Genomic DNA, 20,802 nt, shown 5'->3' with positions numbered 1-20,802 from the left:
TCCCTACTTTCGATTAGCCTTCATAAGTTCATCTACAGCAATTGAACAGCCACGGGCTTCTGATCCCTTTGCACGTCCGAGAAGAACAAAACCATTGTCCGTCTGATAACCGATATCCTCAGTCAAAATTCCAATACAGGAATTCCAATTAGCTAAATCATAATGGGCAAGCACACCAACTTCTCCATCTTTCATCGGCTGCAATGTATCTGGATCAAGAACGAGCGTCTTTACCCATGCCGGGGTCAACTTTTCCAAATTGGGCTCTCGAGCTGTTACTTCATAAATTTGCGAACTTAATTCCGTCATTCCATACATGTTAATACAGCTGTTTTTATCAACATCAAATGTCCTCACAAAAGATTCATACACTTCATTTCGAGGCATCTCACGGGATTTTCCTTTAAAGCCGCCTGTATCAAATATCCGACTACCTTCTGTAAGTTGGAACGTGAGACCGTTCTCCCTGCAATAATCTAAAAAGTGAACATAAGCGGAAGAAGCGCCCATCAGTAAAACAGGTTCTTGTTTCTTTTCACTTTCTTTTAAAGCTGTGGTCAATGCCTCCATATCAAGCCCGTCTTCTTTGAAAAAATAATTGCTGTCTTCTTTACCAAAATGCTTAACCGCCATCGTCAAATAGCGGGACAAGGAAGACTGTTGATTCAAGTCTTCAGCAGGAGAGATCACATAAATGGTCATTGCCTTTTGATCTGGTAAAACAAATTGATTAAACGCAGTCTTCATCGATGTATCCCATACTTCTAAAGTAGGATGAATATGTTGTCCCTGTTTCTGAGCATTTGTCGTGCCACTAGTCAAAAACACAGCTTCGGGTTCATTTGTTGACTCACAGGATAAAGTTAACTCCTTAAATGCTTGGATTGGCAAAGCAGGAATCTCCTGCCAGTGTTGGATCGTCAGGGGTGTTTTCCTCCTTTTTTGGCAATATTTTTTATATGGAAGGTTGTATTCGAATTGGTAAGAGAATAGTTTTAATGCCAACGCTTGAAAGTCTGTTTCCTCTACATCCGATTTGTTAATATAAGAAAGAATTTGATCAATAATCTGCTTTGTCTGTTGTCTCATTATTTTTTTCCTCCTTTTTTAAAACTGAACCAACCCGGGAGCTGAATCAGTATAAGTTGTAATATAATCGCACTTACTCCTCCGACTAAAATGGTGTTACCAAGAAAATCACCCACTCCGCCTTCAACCTTCACAAAAAAGTCCGGTAAGGCAATAGCCAATAAAATGGAAAGGCCGGCAATCATAAAGTTTGCGTCCGTCTTTTTCATCCCGCCTAGAATATTCAGTCCCGTGAAAATGAGCGACGCGGCAGCCGGTAAAAAGATTCCTCCTACCACAGCATGTGGCGTTACAGCTAGTAACGCACCTGCTTTCGGTACAAAGCCTAATACAAGGAAAATAACTGCAGCTACTTTTACAGCATGGCGCGATCCTACGCCTGTCAAGCGAATTAAACCAACGTTTTGACCGTAAGCCGTAGTCGGGAACCCTCCGATTAGTGTAGATGCCAACGAACCTATAGACTCCCCGGCAAACCCGCCACGAATCCGCTTGTCATCCAACTTTACATCAACCATTTCAGCAGCGGCATGATAAACCCCCATCGCCTCAATTACTGCCACGATGTAAGCAAAAAAGAAAGCACCGAACGTGACCCAATCAAACGTAAGTGCACCATAGGGAAGAAAATGCGGTAAACCGATCCAACCGCTCTCGGTGATAACAGAAAAATCAATATACCCAAGCATAAGCCCGATGAGATCCCCTATTACCAGGGCAATTAAGAATGAATAAGAACGTAACTTTCCTTGGCCAAAATTGGACAATAAAAGGACAATGAGTGACGTAGCGATCGACATCGTTAAAATTCCACCGTCAAGAAATGTTTCCGAACTAGAGGTTCCGCCTAAAAATAACTCTAAAGTAAAACTAGAAAGGGCAACTCCTACGATAAAAATTACGGTTCCGGTGACAACCGGGGTGAAGAAGGACTTCATCCGGCTTAACATACCGGTGATTGCCAAAAAGAAAACAATAATAGCACTTACAATAATCCCACCACCCGCAGCCGCTAAATTCCCCGATTTACCAGCACTGATTATCAGTGCATCAAAAGCTGCTGATGGACCTTGAATGACAGGCAAACGGACGAATTTCGTCGCTTGAATCAGCGTAACGAGACCCGCGGCAATAAAGATTGCATTTACCATATTGGCTGATAACCCCAATGGTAAACCGATTAAAGCTGCAACATAAATCGGATCAAGCCAGACGTTGGATACAAAAACATGCTGCAAACCAAAGAGGAAACCTTTTGCAGGTGAAAGTTTTTCTTCCACCCCCACTGTTACAGTCGCACCCTTTTTTTCTAGCACCATCTCTAAATCCCCCTAATATACAAAAAAGCCACCCGTGGTAGTGGGTGACTTCTATTTAGGAAGAAATATGAGAAGAAATTTCAACAAATAATAGATTCACTCCACTTCCCTACGCTAGTACAAACTAGATCAGGTTCTAAGGGTCGAAAGTTCTTCTCTCAGCATATAGCTCCCCTAGTGGTGATGACATTTTTATTTTTTTATAGAATACTACATAACTTCAAAATTAGTAAGTGGTCAGATACTGCTCTCTCTCCCAAGGATGTACGGTAGTTCTAAACATATCCCACTCAATTTCCTTTGCCTCTATAAAGTGTTCATATAAGTGTTCCCCCATTGCTTTTACAATTACCTCATTTTTCTGTAATTCTTCCAATGCACCTAATAAAGTCGAAGGTAAATCTTTAATGCCATTTTCTTCTCTTTCCTCTTTCGTCATTACGTAAATGTTGCGGTCTACAGGGCTTGGTGGTGTTAGTTTATTTTCCACACCATCCAAACCGGCAGCAAGTAATACAGCCAATGCTAAATATGGATTGGCAGAAGGATCGACACTTCTTGCTTCAATTCTTGTACTGACCCCTCTTGACTTAGGAACGCGGACTAACGGGCTTCTGTTTGATGCAGACCATGCCACGTAAGATGGCGCTTCAAAACCAGGAACAAGTCGTTTGTAAGAATTAACTGTAGGGTTGGTTACAGCGGTAAAGTTAGTTGCGTGTTTAATAACCCCAGCAGTAAATTGGTATGCCACGTCACTTAACTGTAATTCCCCTTTTGTATCAAAAAACGCGTTTTCTCCATTTTTAAATAAAGACATATTAACATGCATTCCTGAGCCGTTTACACCAAATAGAGGTTTGGGCATAAATGTTGCATGTAAGTTATGTTTTCTCGCAATCGTTTTTACAACTAATTTAAATGTCTGGATATCATCCGCGTGTCGTATGGCATCTGCATATTTAAAATCAATTTCATGCTGTCCCGGAGCCACTTCATGGTGAGATGCCTCAATTTCAAATCCCATATCCTCCAATTCCAGAACAATGTCTCTTCTACAGTTTTCTCCTAGGTCTGTAGGGGCTAAATCGAAATAACCTCCATGGTCATTAAGGTCTAATGAAGGATCACCGTTTTCATCCAATTTGAACAAAAAGAATTCCGGTTCTGTCCCAATATTAAAAGCGTCAAAGCCCAGTTCTTCCATTTTCTTTAAATTTCGTTTCAAATTATATCTGGGGCATCCTTCGAAAGGTGTTCCATCTGCATTATAAATATCACAAATAAAGCGAGCAACTTTTCCTTTGTCCGATGTCCATGGGAATACAACGAAAGTATCTACATCCGGGTAAAGATACATATCAGATTCTTCGATACGAACAAACCCTTCAATCGAAGATCCATCAAACATCATTTTGTTATCTAAAGCTTTATCCAGCTGACTGAGTGGAATTTCCACATTTTTTATAGTTCCCAACATGTCAGTAAATTGTAAGCGGATAAACCTTACGTTTTCCTCTTCAATTTGTTTAAGAATTTCATCTTTTGTAAATTTCGCTCCCATTCATTCTCCTCCTAATTTTTATATGAAGTATATGATTGAAATTTTCCGGCTACTAAATATGTATATATCCTTATTATAGCCCTCAATCGCTACAACCTTCTAATGCTTGATAAAAAATCTGGACAACTCGCCTTGTCTAAGGCTGGCTTTTCCATGTCTTCCAGCTTCAGTTAATTCATCTCTGAGTATTTTTCTCAGTTTTCTATCAGAAATGTCCGATGTCTGAGTTTTATTTTCTAACACTTCCCTTTGAGATATTAACAGTGATTTAATACCAGCTATATTAAGCCCTTTATCCAATAAATTTTTGATTTCCAACAACTTGTCAACATCATTAAAAGAGAATAACCGCTGATTACCTGACGTCCGCTCAGGATGAATTAAGCTGTGTTCTTCGTAATACCGAATCTGTCTTGCTGTTAACTCTGTAAGCTTAATCACAATACCGATTCCAAACAAGGGCATAGAACGACGCTCTTGATCATTCATAGTATGACCCCCTTTTTCTTTATATAATGATAATATTATATGTGAGGTATTATGTCAATTTGATGTTAGGATTACTGACATCAAATTGATTAGTAAGTTTACTTATACCTTATACCCTTTTATAAAACCAAATAACCTTTTTTTATAAGAACGTTAATTGATTGTGTTAACGCTATTTTTACATGTGCATAAGTCAGTCCACCTTGTACAAAAGCTATATACGGCTCCCTGATTGGTCCGTCTGCAGATAGCTCAATACTTGACCCTTGAATAAAAGTTCCTGCAGCCATAATTACATTGTCCTCATAACCCGGCATATCACTCGGATACGGTGTTACAAAGGAGTTGATTGGTGAATATTCCTGAATAGCCTGACAGAAAGCTATCATTTGATCAGGGTCATTAAATGTTACCGACTGAATCAAATCTGTCCGCTTCGTTCGATAAGATGGTGATGTGGTATAACCAACCATTTCTAAAAATCTTGCTGTAAACACAGCGCCTTTCAAAGCTTCTCCTACAATATGTGGGGCTAAAAAGAAACCCTGGTAAATTTCCTGCAATATATTTAACGTTGCTCCAGTTTCTTTACCCAGCCCTGGTGCGGTTAATCGATTTGCACATTGCAAAATAAGTTCTTCTCTTCCAACAATATAACCGCCAGCACGAACAATTCCTCCACCGGGATTTTTAATGAGTGAACCCGCAATAATATCGGCTCCAACATGTAAAGGCTCTTTAGCTTCTACAAATTCTCCATAGCAGTTATCGACGAAAATAATTAATTCATTATTTATTTCCTTTACAAAGCGTATCATCTCTTCAATTTCATCGACAGTGAATGATGGTCTATCGTCATAGCCTTTCGAGCGTTGGATAGCAACAACTTTTGTTTGATTGGAAATCGCCTTATTCACTGCTTCAAAATTCACCGTACCATTTTCTTTTAAATTTATTTCATTATATTTTATATGATAATCTATTAATGAACCGGCACTGCTTCCCCTTTTCCCTATAACCTCTTCCAACGTATCATACGGTTTTCCTGTTATATAGATTAATTCATCTTCCGGTCGCAATAGCCCGAATAATGCAGTGGAAATGGCGTGTGTTCCAGAAACCAACTGTGGTCTGACCAGAGCATCTTCCCCCCCAAACACATCTGCATAAACCGCTTCTATACCTTCACGGCCGAGATCGTCATATCCATAACCTGTCGTTGAGTTAAAATGACTATCGCTGATGCGATTTTTTTTGAAAGCCTCCAAGACGCGTTTTTGATTTATTTCAACAATCGAGTTAATTTCCTTATGCTTTGTCTTGCAATCATCTTCAGCTTGTTTTATCAATTGTTCAATCATGACTGTTACTGCTCCTTTAATATGCTTTTCAATGGATGTTCCTTACGAATATACCCTTCTACAACAAAGTGAACTGTTTCTTCATCAAAATACTTTTCTGTTATAATGGTGCCATGTTCCAATCTATTCAATGTTTTCCCTTCTTCAGGACCTAAACGGATCTGAAACTTGTCCCATTGTTCTTTGAGCATACCTTCGATTTTTTCTATCACCATTTGAATGTCTGATTGTTCAAAAGCACTAACGAGAACAAAGGGATGGTTTATCGGTATGAAATCATCTTGTACCATATCCTTTTTATTATATACAGTAAGTATTGGCAGGGTATGTGCCCCCAGTTCTTCCAATAATTTTAGAACGGTATCCTGCTGTTGTTCCTGATCTGGATGGGAACCATCTACAACATGCAATAAGAAATCAGCCTCTGTAACTTCTTCCAAGGTGGAACGAAATGATGCTATCAATGCGGTAGGCAGTTCCTGAAGAAATCCCACTGTGTCCGTAATCAATGTTTGAAATCCTGAGGGTAATTGCATTTGCCTTGTTAGAGGGTCGAGTGTGGCGAATAGCTGATTCTCTTCCAACGTATCACTATTAGTCAATTGGTTAAATAGCGTTGATTTACCAGCATTCGTATAACCAACAATCGCGATTTGGAAGACATCATTTACTTTTCGTCTTTTTCGATATTGCTCACGCTGACGCACAACTAATTTTAATCTCCGTTTCACATCGTCTATCCTTCTTCTGATATGACGCTGGTCTGTTTCCAGCTTTGTTTCACCGGGTCCTCTAGTGCCTATTCCCCCGCCAAGCCGGGACAATGCTGCACCCTGACCATGTAGTCTCGGCAGCATATATTCCAGCTGGGCAAGTTCCACTTGAAGCTTTCCTTCTTTTGTACGTGCCCGTTGAGCAAAGATATCTAATATAAGCTGGCTGCGATCAATTAAACGTATACCGAAGTGATTTGTGAGATTCCTTAATTGGCCTGCAGATAATTCATCATTGGATATAACCAAGTTAATATCCAATTCATCTATTTTCTGCTTTATTTCATTTATTTTTCCTTCACCGAGGTAAGTTGCTGGATGGATACGGGTGCGGTTTTGGATGATAACATCTTTCACCGATCCTCCCGCTGTTTTACTTAATGATTTTAGCTCCTCTAAGGAAGAATGAAAACGTTCTGTATTTTTATTATCATTATTTACAGCTATTATTAAAATTCTTTCTTCTTCAGTCATAAATGTAACCTCTTTCTGTAAAATACTGCTCGATAACCGTATATTTTACTTTACGTATTGGTATCATATCAAAGAAATTCTTCTACCTCAAAAGAACGTAAGCCCATGATCAGATTGTCATCATTTATCATCTGCCAGCAGGTCACTTCTTGTTAATTGGACCAAATCTTCCGTGGATATATGATGTTTGCCCAATAACCTAACTGCATGTTTTCTTATCGCGTTTTCAACTACATTGCGTACATAACGGGCGTTGGCAAAATTTCTTTTCATTTCTTGTGATTTTTTATATAACCGGGTTCTTAATTCCCATTCTGCTTCCTTTGTTAACTTGTATTCTCTTTCGGAAGCCATTTGTTTTGCTATTTGCATTAATTGGTTAACTTCATAGTCCTGAAAATCCAGGATAAAAGGGAATCTCGAGTGAAGGCCCGGATTTAACGTTAAAAAACGTTCCATTTCATATGGATATCCGGCAAGAATCAAAACAAAATCATTATGATTATCTTCCATATGTTTAACTAATGTATCAATCGCTTCTTTGCCGAAATCCTTTTCACCACCGCGTGCCAAGGAATAGGCTTCATCGATGAACAATATTCCTCCCATTGCTTTTTGAATAACTGCCCGTGTTTTTTGGGCGGTCTGGCCGATATATTCCCCCACCAAATCAGCTCTCTCCGCCTCGATAAAATGGCCTTTAGACAGTAGCTGCATGTCAAAATATACTTTAGCAAGTTTTCTTGCAACTGTTGTTTTACCAGTTCCGGGATTTCCTTTAAAAAGCATATGAAGTACTTGTTTCGATCCAATTAATCCTGCTTGCTTACGTTTTTCGTTAATTACAATCGTGGCATAAACTTCCTTAATTGTCTTTTTCAATTCATTCATCGCTATAAATGAAGAGAATTCCCGGTCAATATGTGCAAATGGATTGTTTTCCAAAAAATGTATTTGATTACTCTCTTCTGATGTCACTTCATTATTGTCATGAAGCACAATATTAATTTTCCCATTTCGATTCTGTATCATTTGAGTCTCCATGCCATCACTCCTATTCAAAACAGTATACGCTTTGAGTAAAAGAGTTGTGACAACCGCCTATTTTCAGACAAAGACATACAAAACGGACGCAATGATGCGTCCGTTATCTATGATTATTCTTTTTCAAGTGTAACATTTTTAACTGGGGCAAATGTAGAAATGGCATGTTTGAAAATCAGCTGCTGTTTCCCTTCTGTTTCCAATAAAACTGTGAAATTATCAAAGGCTTTTACCACACCTCGTAATTGGAATCCGTTTGTAAGAAAAACTGTGGTTGAAAGATGATTCTTTCTTAATTGGTTTAAATATTGATCCTGAATGTTTACCGATTGTGCCATCGAACTTCCTCCCTTTTCTGTCTATATTGTATATTTCTACATGTCTTTTAAAATTCCTGCCAGGTCATCTAAAATCATTGTAGATTTTTCATGAATTGTTTCCGGTTCAACCGTATACCATCTGACGTCCATTTTATTTTTAAACCATGTGAATTGCCGCTTTGCATACCTTCTTGAGTTCCTTTTTAATAATTCGATGGTGCGGTCAAGACTTTGATCCCCTTCAAAGTAAGGTATGAATTCTTTATAGCCGATTGCTTTCATGGATTGACTATCTTTTAGACCCGCTTTATATAATTGGTTCACCTCATCTAGTAATCCGTTTTCCAGCATTTGATCAATACGCAGATTAATACGATGATATAAAAGTTCTCTTTCCATTTCCAGCCCAATTAAAATGTGATTGTAGGATGCGTTCATTGTCTGCTCTTGCTGATTTTGTTCCATTGTTAAACCAGTTGTTTCATAGAGTTCCAATGCTCGAATGACACGCCTGTGGTTATTTGGGTGAATCTTCTCAGCTTGCTTAGGGCAGATTTCTTTCAGGCGATTATATAATGGCGTAATCCCTTCATTTTCTATGATTTTCTCGTAACGTTTTGTTACTTCTTCATTTCTTTTTTGGTCGGAAAAATTATAATCGTATAATACCGACTGTATGTATAAGCCACTTCCCCCAACAATAATCGGGAGTTTGCCACGGGAAGTAATCTCATCTATATGGGTTTGAACATAATATTGAAAATCTGCTGCAGAGAATTCTTCATCCGGATTTTTAATATCAATCATATAATGAGGAATTCCCTGCTTTTCCTCTTCTGTGACTTTTGCGGTACCGATATCAAGTCCTCGATAAACCTGCATGGAGTCCCCGCTAATCACTTCACCATTAAATCGTTTAGCAATCTCAATACTTAATTTCGTTTTCCCAACTGCGGTGGGTCCAACGATTACAATAATTGTCTTCTTCATCAGTATTCCCCTAAATTACATTCGTTTATTCGTATGCCTGGTATGCTTTAAGCATCCAGTTATATTTTTCCAAGTTTGCCTGGATAGAAATCAGCATGTCAATCGTCGGCTCATCCTGTTGATCTTCAGCATAGGGGATCCCCTCCGTACGAATCTCTTTAATAATCTGTTCATAATCCTGTATGAGCTGGGCAATCATTTCATCTTCCTTATCGTCTGCATTGGCTTCTGTCAGTGTTGTTTCTTTTAGGAATTTAACCATTGTTGCAAGTGGTTTTCCGTTTATCATCAATATCCGCTCTGCAATTTCATCCAGATTTTCTGCAGCCATGTTATACATTTCTTCAAATTTTTCATGAAGTACGAAGAAATGTCTTCCTTGAATAAACCAGTGATAGCGGTGCAATTTCACATACATGACAAAGTAATTCGATAATAATTGGTTCAGGAAATTGATTAGTTTTTGATTATCCATAACACACCTCGTTCAAAAATTTTATAAGAGAATGCTTGTCGGGTTTAGACCGCCCTCGAGCTCCTATTTTATCCTTAACAAGGTATGTGTTATTTATACACGTTACATCACACGTTTGATTGTTACCATTTATGACTATTTTTCAGATGTTGTGTCTAAGAAAAATTATATAACAACTTTTGATATACCACAATTAATGATTTACGAACATTTGTTTTCGATTTCTTAAAATGTGGTCATTTCTGTGTTCAGTTGTATAATAGAGCTATAGAATCAAAAATCTTTATCATAACTTGCATAACTTGATTTATTAAAAGCCATTTCAAAATTAATTTTAGTCAAGGGAGTACAATAGATTAACTTTGGATACTGTCGCCAAGAAAGCGAACGTAAGCAAATAATAATATGGTTATACGTAACACATCTCCGATTTTTTATGATTATTTTACTTTTCGCAGGGCCTTAATACATCCATTTAACGATTTGGTCATTCTTATATTGTTTCATGTAGTTTCATGTTGTTATTGTTTTTCGTGAGATTAATCTCCCTCCAGTCTTAAGTAAAAAGTTAAACAAAAATCTATTTCATCAACTACTGTATCAGAATTATAAAATATTTTTAAAACCGAATACCTGTACAAATTAATACTGTTTGGTTAATGACTTCTATTCCTAGCTTGCTCACCCTCCGTACCGCTTCCAATGCAGAACTTTCATAATTGGATAAACACGCTTCTTTGACTCACTCCTTGGGCATGCAGGCTAAGGGTTTCGCGATATTTAAATACAAAAAATGCTCTTATATAAGAGATGGCTCAGTTCATGGCAGGCCTGATTCAGGCGGCTCAAAAAGATGGTAAGGGCGGTTTTATCTTATGTCTTTATTCGCCATGAGTCCCTTTATTGCGTTTTATAAGTATTAATGTTGGTATTGCGGATAGATTGAGCCAGCTGTGCGAACTATATGTGCAGGGTAGAGAGCCAATATGTCTGGATGCTGATATAGCAACAACGCCACCACCCTTGAACTTATTTGTATCCGTGGTATTTTTCTTATGGCGAATTGCAGAAATTCAGGTTTAATTGATTAAAGTCACCCTGCACATATATTAACCATTAAAATCCTTGTCATCACCATGGCCAATGTCTAATTGATTTTTGTGGCACTTTCGCTTATAATGAGAACGAACGTTCTGGGAGGTGATTCCATGAATATAATAGATAAATACATCGCAATCCCAATTGCACTCAAAGTGTTCCAGCTTGACCTAACATTGGCTCATGATAAGGATTGGCCTTTCCGATCGCTCTCCAACTTTCACCGCCGTCTTAACTTTTCCAAAGTCCGTGTCCGTATGTGTCGCAATACATACGGCTTTCATTTTGAGGGTCGGATGCCAGCCTGATTGGTTGAGTTCCTTTTAGATGACAAGATGAAATATACCCATCTGACGTTTCTTCAACAATTAACAACTCATCTTCCATGCCTAAGAAAAATTTCTTCATTAGCTATCTCTCCTTTTGTTTTTTTAAAATAGAAGAATATCTTCGAACTATTATTATTCTAGTAGGCGGGCATTATATCAACAATTGGTATGAGTGGTCGTATATATTTTGATCAATTCTAATTTTTAATGGTGTATCTTTGTTTAAACCTATAATTGATTACCTCTCTTTTGGTTTACTGTAGATACCTGCAATTTTAGGACATGGGAAGGATAAGAGACTTCCCTAAAACCCGGGTACCTAATAGTATGGTGAAATCATTAAGTAGACCAATACGCCAGTAAGGCTAACATACAGCCAGATTGGCATTGTCCAACGTGCGATTTTCCGATGTTTTTCTACTTTCATATTCAATCCTCTTCCAAGTGTGATCAGCGCAAGCGGCACAATCAATGCAGCTAGAACAATGTGTGTAATGAGTATAAAATAATAAATGTACATCAGAGCGCCATCTCCGCCGTAGCTTGTAGATTCAGCCATAGAGTGGTACGTTAAATAGGAAATGAAGAATAAAAAGGTTGTTACGAATGCAGCAATGATGAATCTGCGGTGCATTTTAATGTTTTTCTTTTTAATCATGATTAAGGCAGTTAACAAAAAGAGAAAGGTGAAGCTGTTCAAGATAGCATTTAGCATCGGCAATACCGTTAACTCGATGCCACCTATTGTGTCATCTGTACTTTTTGGCAATAAATACGTTCCCAAAATAACGCCTACAATCAATATGGATAGAAACCAAATCAGCGGATTGTAATTGCGCTGTTTAGCATTGTTGATGTCATTACTCATACGTTATCCCACTCCTATATAAAATGCCTTTTAGTAAGCATAAGAAAATAAATTGTAAAGAGCAATACAAAAGGAGTCCGTTTCCTTTAAAAACGGAAAATGTCATCCTTTCGACAAAAATTCGTCATAATACCGCATTCATATTAGATGTTTTCCGTTTGGACATAAAGGGTTTGATGTTCTTGTCATTCTTCGGCCTTTTCTTTATAGTACTGTTTTTCTTCCTTTGCACTATTAAACGTTTTTTGTGTTGGATAGTGAGCTTTTGCAAGCGAACCACCACTCACATCTTTTACTGTATTAACAACAGTAAACGCATCTTCATCAACCTCACGGATCAATTTTTTAAATAAAATAATTGTTTTGGAACTGCAACATAAACAAGCTTTTCATCGCTTCCATTCCCATCGTTTTTGAAACAGGTCATATGATTAGATACAACTTTTAAAAATTGCTAATATTTAAGGTTTACCAAAGTATCAAAAGCTATATCAGAAACAAAGCCACAATATGTACTTGCGCTATCCTTTTTGATAACCTTCATAATGTGGTAAAGTTGATAATTATACGATGGTGTTAATGGAATTCCTTTGATGACAATAAGAAAGCAAAGGAAATTTTTTTGATTAATAGACAATGTGATGGGTCATATCATTGCCTTGCAAAGAAGGTGAAGAATTACTTCAATCATTGTAATTTTACAAATTAGGAGGAACGATGAATGTTAGAGTTTGATACAAATATGGAGGAACTGGCGTCAATAAAAGTAATCGGGGTAGGCGGAGGCGGTAATAATGCCGTGAACCGTATGATAGAGCATGGAGTAGAGGGTGTTGAGTTCATTGCCGTCAACACGGATGCACAGGCACTCAATCTCTCCAAGGCGGAAGTGAAACTGCAAATAGGGGGAGAGCTTACCCGGGGGCTTGGTGCAGGGGCAAACCCTGAGGTCGGAAAGAAAGCCGCAAAAGAGAGCGAGGAACAAATCGAGGAAGTCCTCCAAGGCGCAGACATGATTTTTGTTACAGCAGGTATGGGGGGAGGGACAGGTACCGGAGCAGCTCCAGTTATCGCTCAAATAGCCAAGAACCTGGGATCCTTGACACTCGGTGTGGTTACCAGACCGTTCTCATTCGAAGGAAGAAAAAGGTCAACACAGGCGATTTCTGGAATTGATGCCTTTAAAACGGCAGTTGATACACTAATCGTCATACCTAACGACCGCCTGCTGGAAATTGTGGATAAAAACACACCAATGCTGGAAGCCTTCCATGAAGCAGACAATGTACTGAGACAAGGTGTACAGGGTATTTCAGACTTAATCGCAAAACCAGGGTTGATTAACGTTGACTTTGCCGATGTAAGGACAATTATGGTCGATAAAGGGTCAGCTTTAATGGGAATTGGGAGTGCTGCTGGAGAAACACGGGCGACAGAAGCAGCTAAGAAGGCAGTTTCCTCTCCATTATTGGAAACTTCTATTGATGGTGCTCATGGTATTCTGATGAGTATAACCGGCGGAACTAATCTAAGCCTTTATGAGGTACAGGGAGCTGCCGATCTTGTAACTTCAGCTGCCGACAATGAAGTGAATGTGATCTTCGGTTCCGTCATCAATGAGAACCTTAAGGATGAAATAATCGTTACCGTAATTGCAACCGGTTTTGATGAAAATGTCAAACAGGCAGAAAAGCAGCCAAAACAACAGCGTTCGGTAATCAATCACAATCAACAGGCAGCCACCAGTGCACCTGAGGAAACATCAAGAGAAACTTACCAGCAACAACAGCCGCAACAGTCCAAACCGGAAGAAGACTCACTGGATATTCCTACTTTCTTAAGAAATAGGAATCGAAACCGCAAGCGTTAATAAGGCTATAACATGAAGAGAAAGCAAATGATCAGTCCTATCAGACTGGTCATTTGCTATTTTTTTGTATAGAACAGGATGCTTGAGATATTTTTCGCCCAAATTTCAATCATCTTTCCTGTGGGGAAAGATGGAGGTTTATGCTTCCCTACAAATTGTTTCGTCTTTTAATGACCGACAAACACCTCGATAATTTGTTAAAAAATTAGCCCTTATAATTTCAGAATGTGATAGACTTAGCTCCTCAGCTAGTATCAAGAATTGGCATATTTAAAACAACAATGTCTACCTCTTCCTTCATTAAGACAGCCCATTCTTCTTTAATTTCTTGTTTATTTCTACCAAATCGACCGAGGTCATGAACTACTAAAACATCTCCAAAGCGCATCTTGTTTCGCATTTCCTTATAAACTGGACGTTCACTAAAATTCTTACCTGATTGTTTTTCTTCAAAAATCTTATCACAGCCAAATTCTTTCAAATCATGAACTTGCCTAGCAAAGATTTTGTTTTTTAGAACTCACCCTTGCATAGCCAATGATCATTCATACTTTTCACCTGTTCCTTCATCAATTCAGGCTCCATAACAACTGCTGTTCTCTTACTTTTTCTAGTAACTTCGCTTTATCTTTTAATTCTTTTCCTTGTGTCCAGTTTGCAAGATAGCTTAAAGAATAATCACTCGTATCAATACCAAAAGCGCCTCACCCTTTTCATATTAGGGTTCTTGGCGCTTTATTAATTACATCACACGTTTGAACATTTTTTCCAGTTCATACGTGGTAAAATGAACAATAATTGGTCTGCCATGGGGACATGTGAAGGGATCAGTTGTTAGACGCAGGTCTTCCAATAAATGAGTCATTTCTTCCTGGTTTAAATAGTGATTGGCTTTAATCGATCGCTTACATGACATTAAGATAGCCGCATCTTCCCGAATGGATTCTACATCAATCTTTTCCTCCAACATAATCTGCTCGATCATTTCTCGAATGATTTCTTCTTCAAAACCGTCCGGGAACCAGTTTGGATGAGAACGTATAACATAGGCCTGATGACCGAAAGATTCAAAAAATAAACCTACTTTTTCCAGTTCTTCTTTGTATTTTTCTATGAAAATAGCTTCCTGCTTGGAGAATTCAAAAGTTAATGGCAATAATAACTCCTGAGATTCGTTCATCGTTTTCCCCAGTTTTTTCTTGAAGAACTCGTATTTAATTCTTTCCTGAGCAGCATGCTGATCCACCATGAACAGACCATTTTCATTTTGTGCCAGAATATAGGTCCCCTGCAATTGACCAATTGGATACATTGTGGGAATTCGTTGCTTAACATTCTGTTCCCCTGAAGTATTATTGAATTCTTGCTTTTGAGAAGTCTCTTTTTCCGCGGTTTTATCACTCATCACCTCTTCAAAAGGAAATGTCCGCGAAGGGGTGTCAGCTTTCTTCTCAGGAGTGATGCTAAAATCTGATCGCATTTCATTAATTACCTTTTCGTTTGTGTCCCATCTGGGAGAATCCGCTGATTGGGCAGGAGGATCAAAATTCATGCTATGCTGCTCTGTTTTTTCTTTTTTAACAGGTTTTTGCTGCATTTCAGGGATTAACGTTATTTCTCTAAATTTGTTTTTTATCGCTTCTTCAAGTAACGAAAATAACTCTTTTTCCTTACTGAAACGAACCTCCAGTTTAGTTGGATGCACATTAACATCTACTAAGATGGGATCCATTTTAATTGAGAGAACGACAATCGGTGAACGTCCGATAGGCAATAATGTATGATAGGCACGTAGTACTGCCTGATTTAATGGAATGCTCTTAATGTATCTTCCATTAATTATGGTAGAAATGTAAGAACGTGATGCTCTAGTCACTTCAGGTTTGGCAATATACCCTTCTATGGAAAAATCGAGACTGCCTTGTTTAATTGGAAGCATTTTCTTCGCTACACCCATGCCATAAACGTGAGAAACAACTTGTAAGAGATCCCCAGTTCCAGAAGTTTTGAATAATCCTTTTCCATTATGAATTGCTTCAAATCGTATGTCGGGGTGAGACATTGCCAATCTATTTAAAAGATCGGTAATATGCCCAAGCTCCGTATGAAGACTTTTCATATATTTCAAACGTGCAGGTGTGTTAAAAAACAATTCCTCCACATTGATTTCAGATCCTCTTCTTGCATCACTTTTTGCCTTGTTGATTATTTTTCCGCCTTCCAGTTCCAATAAAGTCCCGGCTTCGCTTCCTTGGGATGTTTTAACAGTTAACCTGCTGACAGAAGCGATACTTGCAAGTGCCTCACCACGAAATCCCAGTGTTTTTACATGAAACAGGTCGTTTTCATCTTTTATTTTACTGGTTGCATGACGAAGGAAGGCTCTTTCGCAGTCTTCTTCTGACATCCCATTACCATCATCAGTTATTTTGATCTGCTGTAATCCCGCTTCTGTAAGTTCAATTTTAATCCATGTACTTTTTGCATCAATACTATTTTCAACTAGTTCTTTTACAACAGAGGCAGGACGTTCAACGACTTCACCAGCAGCTATTTTATTAGCCAAGGCGTCTGGCAATTGTACGATTTCCATGCAAATACTCCTTTCCTTGCAAATTCATGGCATGTTGCTATGAAATAAAATCTATTTTTTCGCTTCTTTCTGCAGATTGTACAATGTATTCATTGCATCTAAAGGAGTCATTTCAAATAAGTCCAGATTCTTTAAATCATTCATCACCTTATCCTGCGTAATAGGAGGCTTTTTCTGATTGACAGGCGTTTTTTCTTCCACGAAGAAGGATAATTGTCCTGAATCCTCTTTTTCGGCAGTAGGCTGTGATTTTTCATTATTTTCCAGTTGCTTTAGAATAGTGCCTGCCCGTTCAATTAAATCTGTAGGAAGGTCAGCAAGTTTTGCTACATGAATACCATAGCTTTCATCTGCAGCTCCATCTTTTATTTTGTGTAAAAATACGACATTACCTTCATATTCCTCTGCTCGTACATGGACATTTTTCAAGTTGGAGAGCGAATCCTCTAATGATGTCAATTCATGATAATGTGTTGAAAACAACGTTTTGGCATGAATATTATTATGAATGTATTCAACGATCGACTGGGCCAAGGCCATTCCATCATACGTGCTTGTCCCCCGTCCTATTTCATCCAATAAAATCAAACTGCGATCTGTTGCATTAGCTATCGCATGGTTTGCTTCTAGCATCTCCACCATAAATGTACTTTGACCGGACACGAGGTCATCCGCCGCTCCGATACGTGTGAAAATTTGATCGAAAATAATTAAATCCGCTTCTTCACATGGTACGAAACAACCAATCTGCCCCATAATAACTGTTAATGCCAGCTGGCGCATATACGTACTCTTCCCAGACATATTCGGACCAGTTATTAATAATATATTTTTTTCGTCATTTAAGGTAATATCATTCGGAACAAACGACCCATCTTTCATAACCTGTTCAATTACAGGATGCCGGCCATTTTTAATGGATAACTGCTTGTTCACAAACTGGGGACGCTTGTAATTATTCGCTTCACTTACTGTCGCAAAAGACTGTAAAACATCAATTGTACTAACTGCATCCGCTAAATGTTGCAATGCTGGAATATGTTCTTTAATCTGATCACGAATCTCAATGAATAAATTGTATTCCAAATCCACACTTTTTTCTTCCGCATCCAAAATAAGCTGCTCTTTTTCTTTTAATTCTGGTGTAATGTAACGTTCCGCATTTGTTAGTGTTTGTTTCCGTTCATATTTTCCTTCCGGCAAAAGATGCAAATTAGCTTTTGTTACTTCAATATAATATCCGAATACACGATTATATCCAATTTTAAGCGATTTGATCTTTGTTTCCTGCTTTTCCTTTTGTTCCAGTTCAGCGATCCACTTTTTGCCGTTTTTTGAAGCATAACGGTATTTATCAAGCACTTCATTATATCCATCCTTAATAAAGGAACCTTCCTTAATGGAAACTGGCGGATCATCTACTAAACTTGAATCTAATAATTCAACCAAATGATCTGGAAAAATAAGCGCATCAGCAAGTTCTTTTAATTTTTCTTGTCCGAACTGATTTAAGGCTGCTTTTAATTCAGGTATTTTTGTAAGTGACAGTTTTAATTGGATAAGGTCTCTGGCATTGACATTGCCAAAAGCGATACGGCCGGCAAGACGCTCTAAATCATAGACTGATTTTAATATTTCCCGTATGGCGTCCCTTTCCATGAAACCTTGATAAAAGCCATCTACAATATCCAATCTGTCTTCAATTCGACTTTGGTTCAGAAGAGGACGCTCTAGCCATTTCTTCAGCATTCTTGATCCCATCGCTGTAACAGTTTTATCAAGCACCCAAAGCAAACTCCCATGCTTTCCTTTTTTCATGATTGTCTCTGTTAATTCAAGATTGCGTTTGGAATACATATCGAGTGATAAATAATGATTCAGTTCAATCACTTCTGCCGGTTGGAGATGTTCAAGCGACCGTTTTTGGGTGTGCTGAATATAGTTTAATAAACGACTGAAAGCTTCCAATAGACGTTCATCATCTAACTTTTCACAAAGACTCCGATATTCCGCATTGAATGTAATATCATCCTGATAGGATAAAGGAACATTCAGTCTTTCACGTAATTGAAGCTGAAGGTCTTCCGGTAAAACAGTTGATGTAACGATTTCCTTTATCGGCTGATTATATAATTCATGAACAACAGCATCCCAACCATGTGTAATCAGTGCGAGAAGATTCTCTCCTGTTGATAAATCATTGTATACAATAACATAAGAGCCGTCCTGAAAATGGGATAGGCTGGTAATATAATTATTTTCCCCTTCACTGAGCATATTACTTTCCATTACGGTTCCTGGAGTGATTAGCTGTATAACTTCTCTTTTTACAACGCCTTTAGCGGTTTTAGGATCTTCCACCTGTTCACAAATTGCTACTTTATACCCTTTATCGATTAACACTTTTATGTAATTTTCTGCTGAATGGTACGGTATGCCGCACATCGGGATTGGTTCCTTCTGACCGGGATCACGTTTTGTTAGCGTGATTTCCAGCTCTCTTGCTGCATTTATTGCATCATCAAAAAACATCTCATAAAAATCCCCTAAACGAAAAAATAAAAAGGCATCTTTATGTTCTGCTTTTATTTTTAAATATTGTTCCATCATCGGTGTGTGTTTTGCCATTATTAATCCTCCAAAAGCCGAATATATTCTCCAATTATAGCATACATAGAAAAGTGAAGGCGACTGTTTAAGAGAATGGCTTTACGTTAATCATTAGCCTGAACGTATTAGTAAGAAGATTTTATTCTTAATAGAAAAAAATACGAGAGAGTATATCCCTCGTATTTCCTTAATCTTTTTTGTCCAGGAAGTCCGGTTTAACGTCTTCCAATTCATCGTCGGTAAGTTCAAAATCCCAATCATCATCATCGTAACTATCCCATTTTGGATTAACCCTTACACTAATTTTCGTTTCACCGATAACTTGCACGACAAATTCCCGTTCAATTTCCACACCAATTTTTTGACCTTTATTAGATATTTTACATTCAAGGCAGTTTGGCTGCTGGGTTACTTTGGCAATCACATCATAATCATCATTAATGCAATTATCGTCCTTGACGGAGAGTGGGATAGTATCTGAATAGGTTACCCTTTCTGTCACAACCTCTGTTTTCGTATTGTCATTATACGAATACCAAATGTTAATGTCATAGCTCCCATTAATTTCAACGGTATCTTCTGATTTTTTCTTTGCATTATATAAATGATTGATCACCCAGCACCCCAAGATGCTGGATGGTCTATGTGATGGTGAAATGGTGTGGGTTTCTTTTGTAAACTTACGTCCTCTGCCAATTACGGCTTTTGTGATGATCTCTCTATATTCTTTATCAAGAAAAGTCATAATTACATTTACCTCCTCTTTTTACATTGTCATTTTATGCAAGACAAACACCTAAAGTGCATGCTGATTAATAAAAGCGGGGAAAGCTAATTCTGCAGGGTTTAAATCATTCCATTTCATTAACTAAAAAACCAGGTGTGGAATGAATTCTACACCTGGTTTGATTAAAAAATATAAATTTATAGCAGTTAAAATTGTATTATTAGAAAAACAGGATTTTTCCAAGCTTGGTTACACTAATGCAGCAGAAAAATTTTGATAAATGGTAACATCGCGGTGCAAAACCACGCCAATCCTTAACTGCCAAGATAAGCAACTTCCAGCTCCAGCGTCTCCATTAAGGTCGAAAAAGGCGCTTTATTTTAATGGGCACAACCATTACTATTTTTTGATTTAGATCCGGTTTCTCCTGCTAAAATGTCACCACCAGTTGATTCGATCACACTATTGGTAACCTCTCTGGCAATTGTTCCCGAAACTAATTGTAATACATCATTTACTACGATTTGTGATTCTTTAAATTCCTGGACAATTGGAATATCATCAATTTCTGCCTGCAGCCGATCAATCTCAGTTTCTACTTTTTTCAATGCTTCTGTTTTCTCATAGGCCTGAAAATTAACCGCTTGTTTTTGCAGGGTTTTAATTTTTTGAATTAATTGCTGGACCTTTTTATTATCATTTATTTTTGCTTCGACTTGTTTAAACCTGTCAATTTCTTCTGTGTTTGCCAGCATTTCTGCTAATTTCTTTGCTTCATCAAGTACCTGTTTCCGTGTATAATCAGTCAT

The 20,802-nt window shown here is 38.0% G+C and carries 19 protein-coding genes and 1 riboswitch; of the genes, 1 reads left to right on the top strand and 18 read right to left on the bottom strand.

The annotated features are described in order from the left end of the window. Positions 1 to 3 precede the first annotated feature (3 nt). From ACZ427_RS07660 to ACZ427_RS07600, 13 genes are all read right to left on the bottom strand, one after another. Positions 4 to 1,089, bottom strand: coding sequence for a LuxE/PaaK family acyltransferase (locus tag ACZ427_RS07660; protein ID WP_461179563.1), 1,086 nt, complete (start codon positions 1,087 to 1,089; stop codon positions 4 to 6). Next, the gene (locus ACZ427_RS07655) at positions 1,089 to 2,408 is read right to left on the bottom strand and encodes a solute carrier family 23 protein (RefSeq protein ID WP_461179564.1); all 1,320 of its coding nucleotides are present in this window, start codon (positions 2,406 to 2,408) and stop codon (positions 1,089 to 1,091) included. Before ACZ427_RS07655 ends, ACZ427_RS07660 begins: the two co-directional genes overlap by 1 nt. An 89-nt stretch (positions 2,409 to 2,497) precedes the next feature. Continuing rightward, positions 2,498 to 2,594, bottom strand: a riboswitch (TPP riboswitch). 40 nt (positions 2,595 to 2,634) lie between these two features. Continuing rightward, a complete protein-coding gene (gene glnA, locus ACZ427_RS07650) occupies positions 2,635 to 3,972 on the bottom strand; it encodes a type I glutamate--ammonia ligase (protein ID WP_461179565.1) in 1,338 nt (445 codons plus the stop codon). 99 nt (positions 3,973 to 4,071) lie between these two features. Continuing rightward, positions 4,072 to 4,461, bottom strand: coding sequence for a MerR family transcriptional regulator (locus ACZ427_RS07645; protein ID WP_461179566.1), 390 nt, complete (start codon positions 4,459 to 4,461; stop codon positions 4,072 to 4,074). A gap of 119 nt (positions 4,462 to 4,580) precedes the next feature. Then, entirely contained in the window at positions 4,581 to 5,822 is a 1,242-nt protein-coding gene (locus tag ACZ427_RS07640; RefSeq protein WP_461179567.1) for a methionine gamma-lyase family protein, read from the bottom strand. A 5-nt stretch (positions 5,823 to 5,827) separates the two neighbouring features. Next, positions 5,828 to 7,069: a GTPase HflX gene (gene hflX, locus ACZ427_RS07635; RefSeq protein ID WP_461179568.1), complete on the bottom strand. Its 1,242-nt coding sequence runs from the start codon at positions 7,067 to 7,069 to the stop codon at positions 5,828 to 5,830. A 120-nt stretch (positions 7,070 to 7,189) separates the two neighbouring features. Continuing rightward, a complete protein-coding gene (gene spoVK, locus ACZ427_RS07630) occupies positions 7,190 to 8,113 on the bottom strand; it encodes a stage V sporulation protein K (RefSeq protein ID WP_461179569.1) in 924 nt (307 codons plus the stop codon). Between the two features lie 113 nt (positions 8,114 to 8,226). After that, the gene (gene hfq, locus ACZ427_RS07625) at positions 8,227 to 8,451 is read right to left on the bottom strand and encodes an RNA chaperone Hfq (protein WP_461179570.1); all 225 of its coding nucleotides are present in this window, start codon (positions 8,449 to 8,451) and stop codon (positions 8,227 to 8,229) included. A 36-nt stretch (positions 8,452 to 8,487) separates the two neighbouring features. Beyond that, on the bottom strand, positions 8,488 to 9,423 hold the full coding sequence (gene miaA / locus ACZ427_RS07620) for a tRNA (adenosine(37)-N6)-dimethylallyltransferase MiaA (RefSeq protein WP_461179571.1): 936 nt from the start codon (positions 9,421 to 9,423) through the stop codon (positions 8,488 to 8,490). Positions 9,424 to 9,448: 25 nt separating this feature from the next. Then, positions 9,449 to 9,898, bottom strand: coding sequence for a Dps family protein (locus ACZ427_RS07615; RefSeq protein ID WP_461179572.1), 450 nt, complete (start codon positions 9,896 to 9,898; stop codon positions 9,449 to 9,451). Between the two features lie 1,329 nt (positions 9,899 to 11,227). Beyond that, complete coding sequence (locus ACZ427_RS07610) at positions 11,228 to 11,404, bottom strand: hypothetical protein (protein WP_461179573.1); 177 nt, start codon at positions 11,402 to 11,404, stop codon at positions 11,228 to 11,230. 240 nt (positions 11,405 to 11,644) lie between these two features. After that, positions 11,645 to 12,193 carry a DUF420 domain-containing protein gene (locus tag ACZ427_RS07605; protein WP_461179574.1) on the bottom strand — a complete coding sequence of 183 codons (549 nt, stop codon included), beginning with the start codon at positions 12,191 to 12,193 and terminating at the stop codon, positions 11,645 to 11,647. Between the two features lie 185 nt (positions 12,194 to 12,378). Further along, on the bottom strand, positions 12,379 to 12,534 hold the full coding sequence (locus ACZ427_RS07600; RefSeq protein ID WP_461179575.1) for a hypothetical protein: 156 nt from the start codon (positions 12,532 to 12,534) through the stop codon (positions 12,379 to 12,381). A gap of 380 nt (positions 12,535 to 12,914) precedes the next feature. Here ACZ427_RS07600 and ftsZ point away from each other — a divergent pair, with 380 nt between their 5' ends. Continuing rightward, a complete protein-coding gene (gene ftsZ / locus ACZ427_RS07595) occupies positions 12,915 to 14,063 on the top strand; it encodes a cell division protein FtsZ (protein WP_461179576.1) in 1,149 nt (382 codons plus the stop codon). A gap of 244 nt (positions 14,064 to 14,307) precedes the next feature. Here ftsZ and ACZ427_RS07590 read toward each other — a convergent pair whose 3' ends face one another. The 5 genes from ACZ427_RS07590 to ACZ427_RS07570 all read right to left on the bottom strand — a co-directional run bounded on the left by ACZ427_RS07590 (position 14,308) and on the right by ACZ427_RS07570 (position 20,802). Next, the gene (locus ACZ427_RS07590) at positions 14,308 to 14,544 is read right to left on the bottom strand and encodes a recombinase family protein (protein WP_461179577.1); all 237 of its coding nucleotides are present in this window, start codon (positions 14,542 to 14,544) and stop codon (positions 14,308 to 14,310) included. A gap of 261 nt (positions 14,545 to 14,805) precedes the next feature. Beyond that, on the bottom strand, positions 14,806 to 16,656 hold the full coding sequence (gene mutL, locus ACZ427_RS07585; protein ID WP_461179578.1) for a DNA mismatch repair endonuclease MutL: 1,851 nt from the start codon (positions 16,654 to 16,656) through the stop codon (positions 14,806 to 14,808). A gap of 51 nt (positions 16,657 to 16,707) precedes the next feature. Further along, on the bottom strand, positions 16,708 to 19,284 hold the full coding sequence (gene mutS / locus ACZ427_RS07580; protein ID WP_461179579.1) for a DNA mismatch repair protein MutS: 2,577 nt from the start codon (positions 19,282 to 19,284) through the stop codon (positions 16,708 to 16,710). Between the two features lie 169 nt (positions 19,285 to 19,453). After that, on the bottom strand, positions 19,454 to 20,011 hold the full coding sequence (locus ACZ427_RS07575) for an outer spore coat protein CotE (protein ID WP_461179580.1): 558 nt from the start codon (positions 20,009 to 20,011) through the stop codon (positions 19,454 to 19,456). Positions 20,012 to 20,373: 362 nt separating this feature from the next. Further along, on the bottom strand, positions 20,374 to 20,802 hold the full coding sequence (locus ACZ427_RS07570; RefSeq protein WP_461179581.1) for a YlbF/YmcA family competence regulator: 429 nt from the start codon (positions 20,800 to 20,802) through the stop codon (positions 20,374 to 20,376).

Source organism: Virgibacillus ainsalahensis (assembly GCF_055380755.1).
The sequence above is the reverse complement of the archived record's forward strand: the minus strand, read 5'-3'. Positions and strand labels throughout refer to the sequence as shown.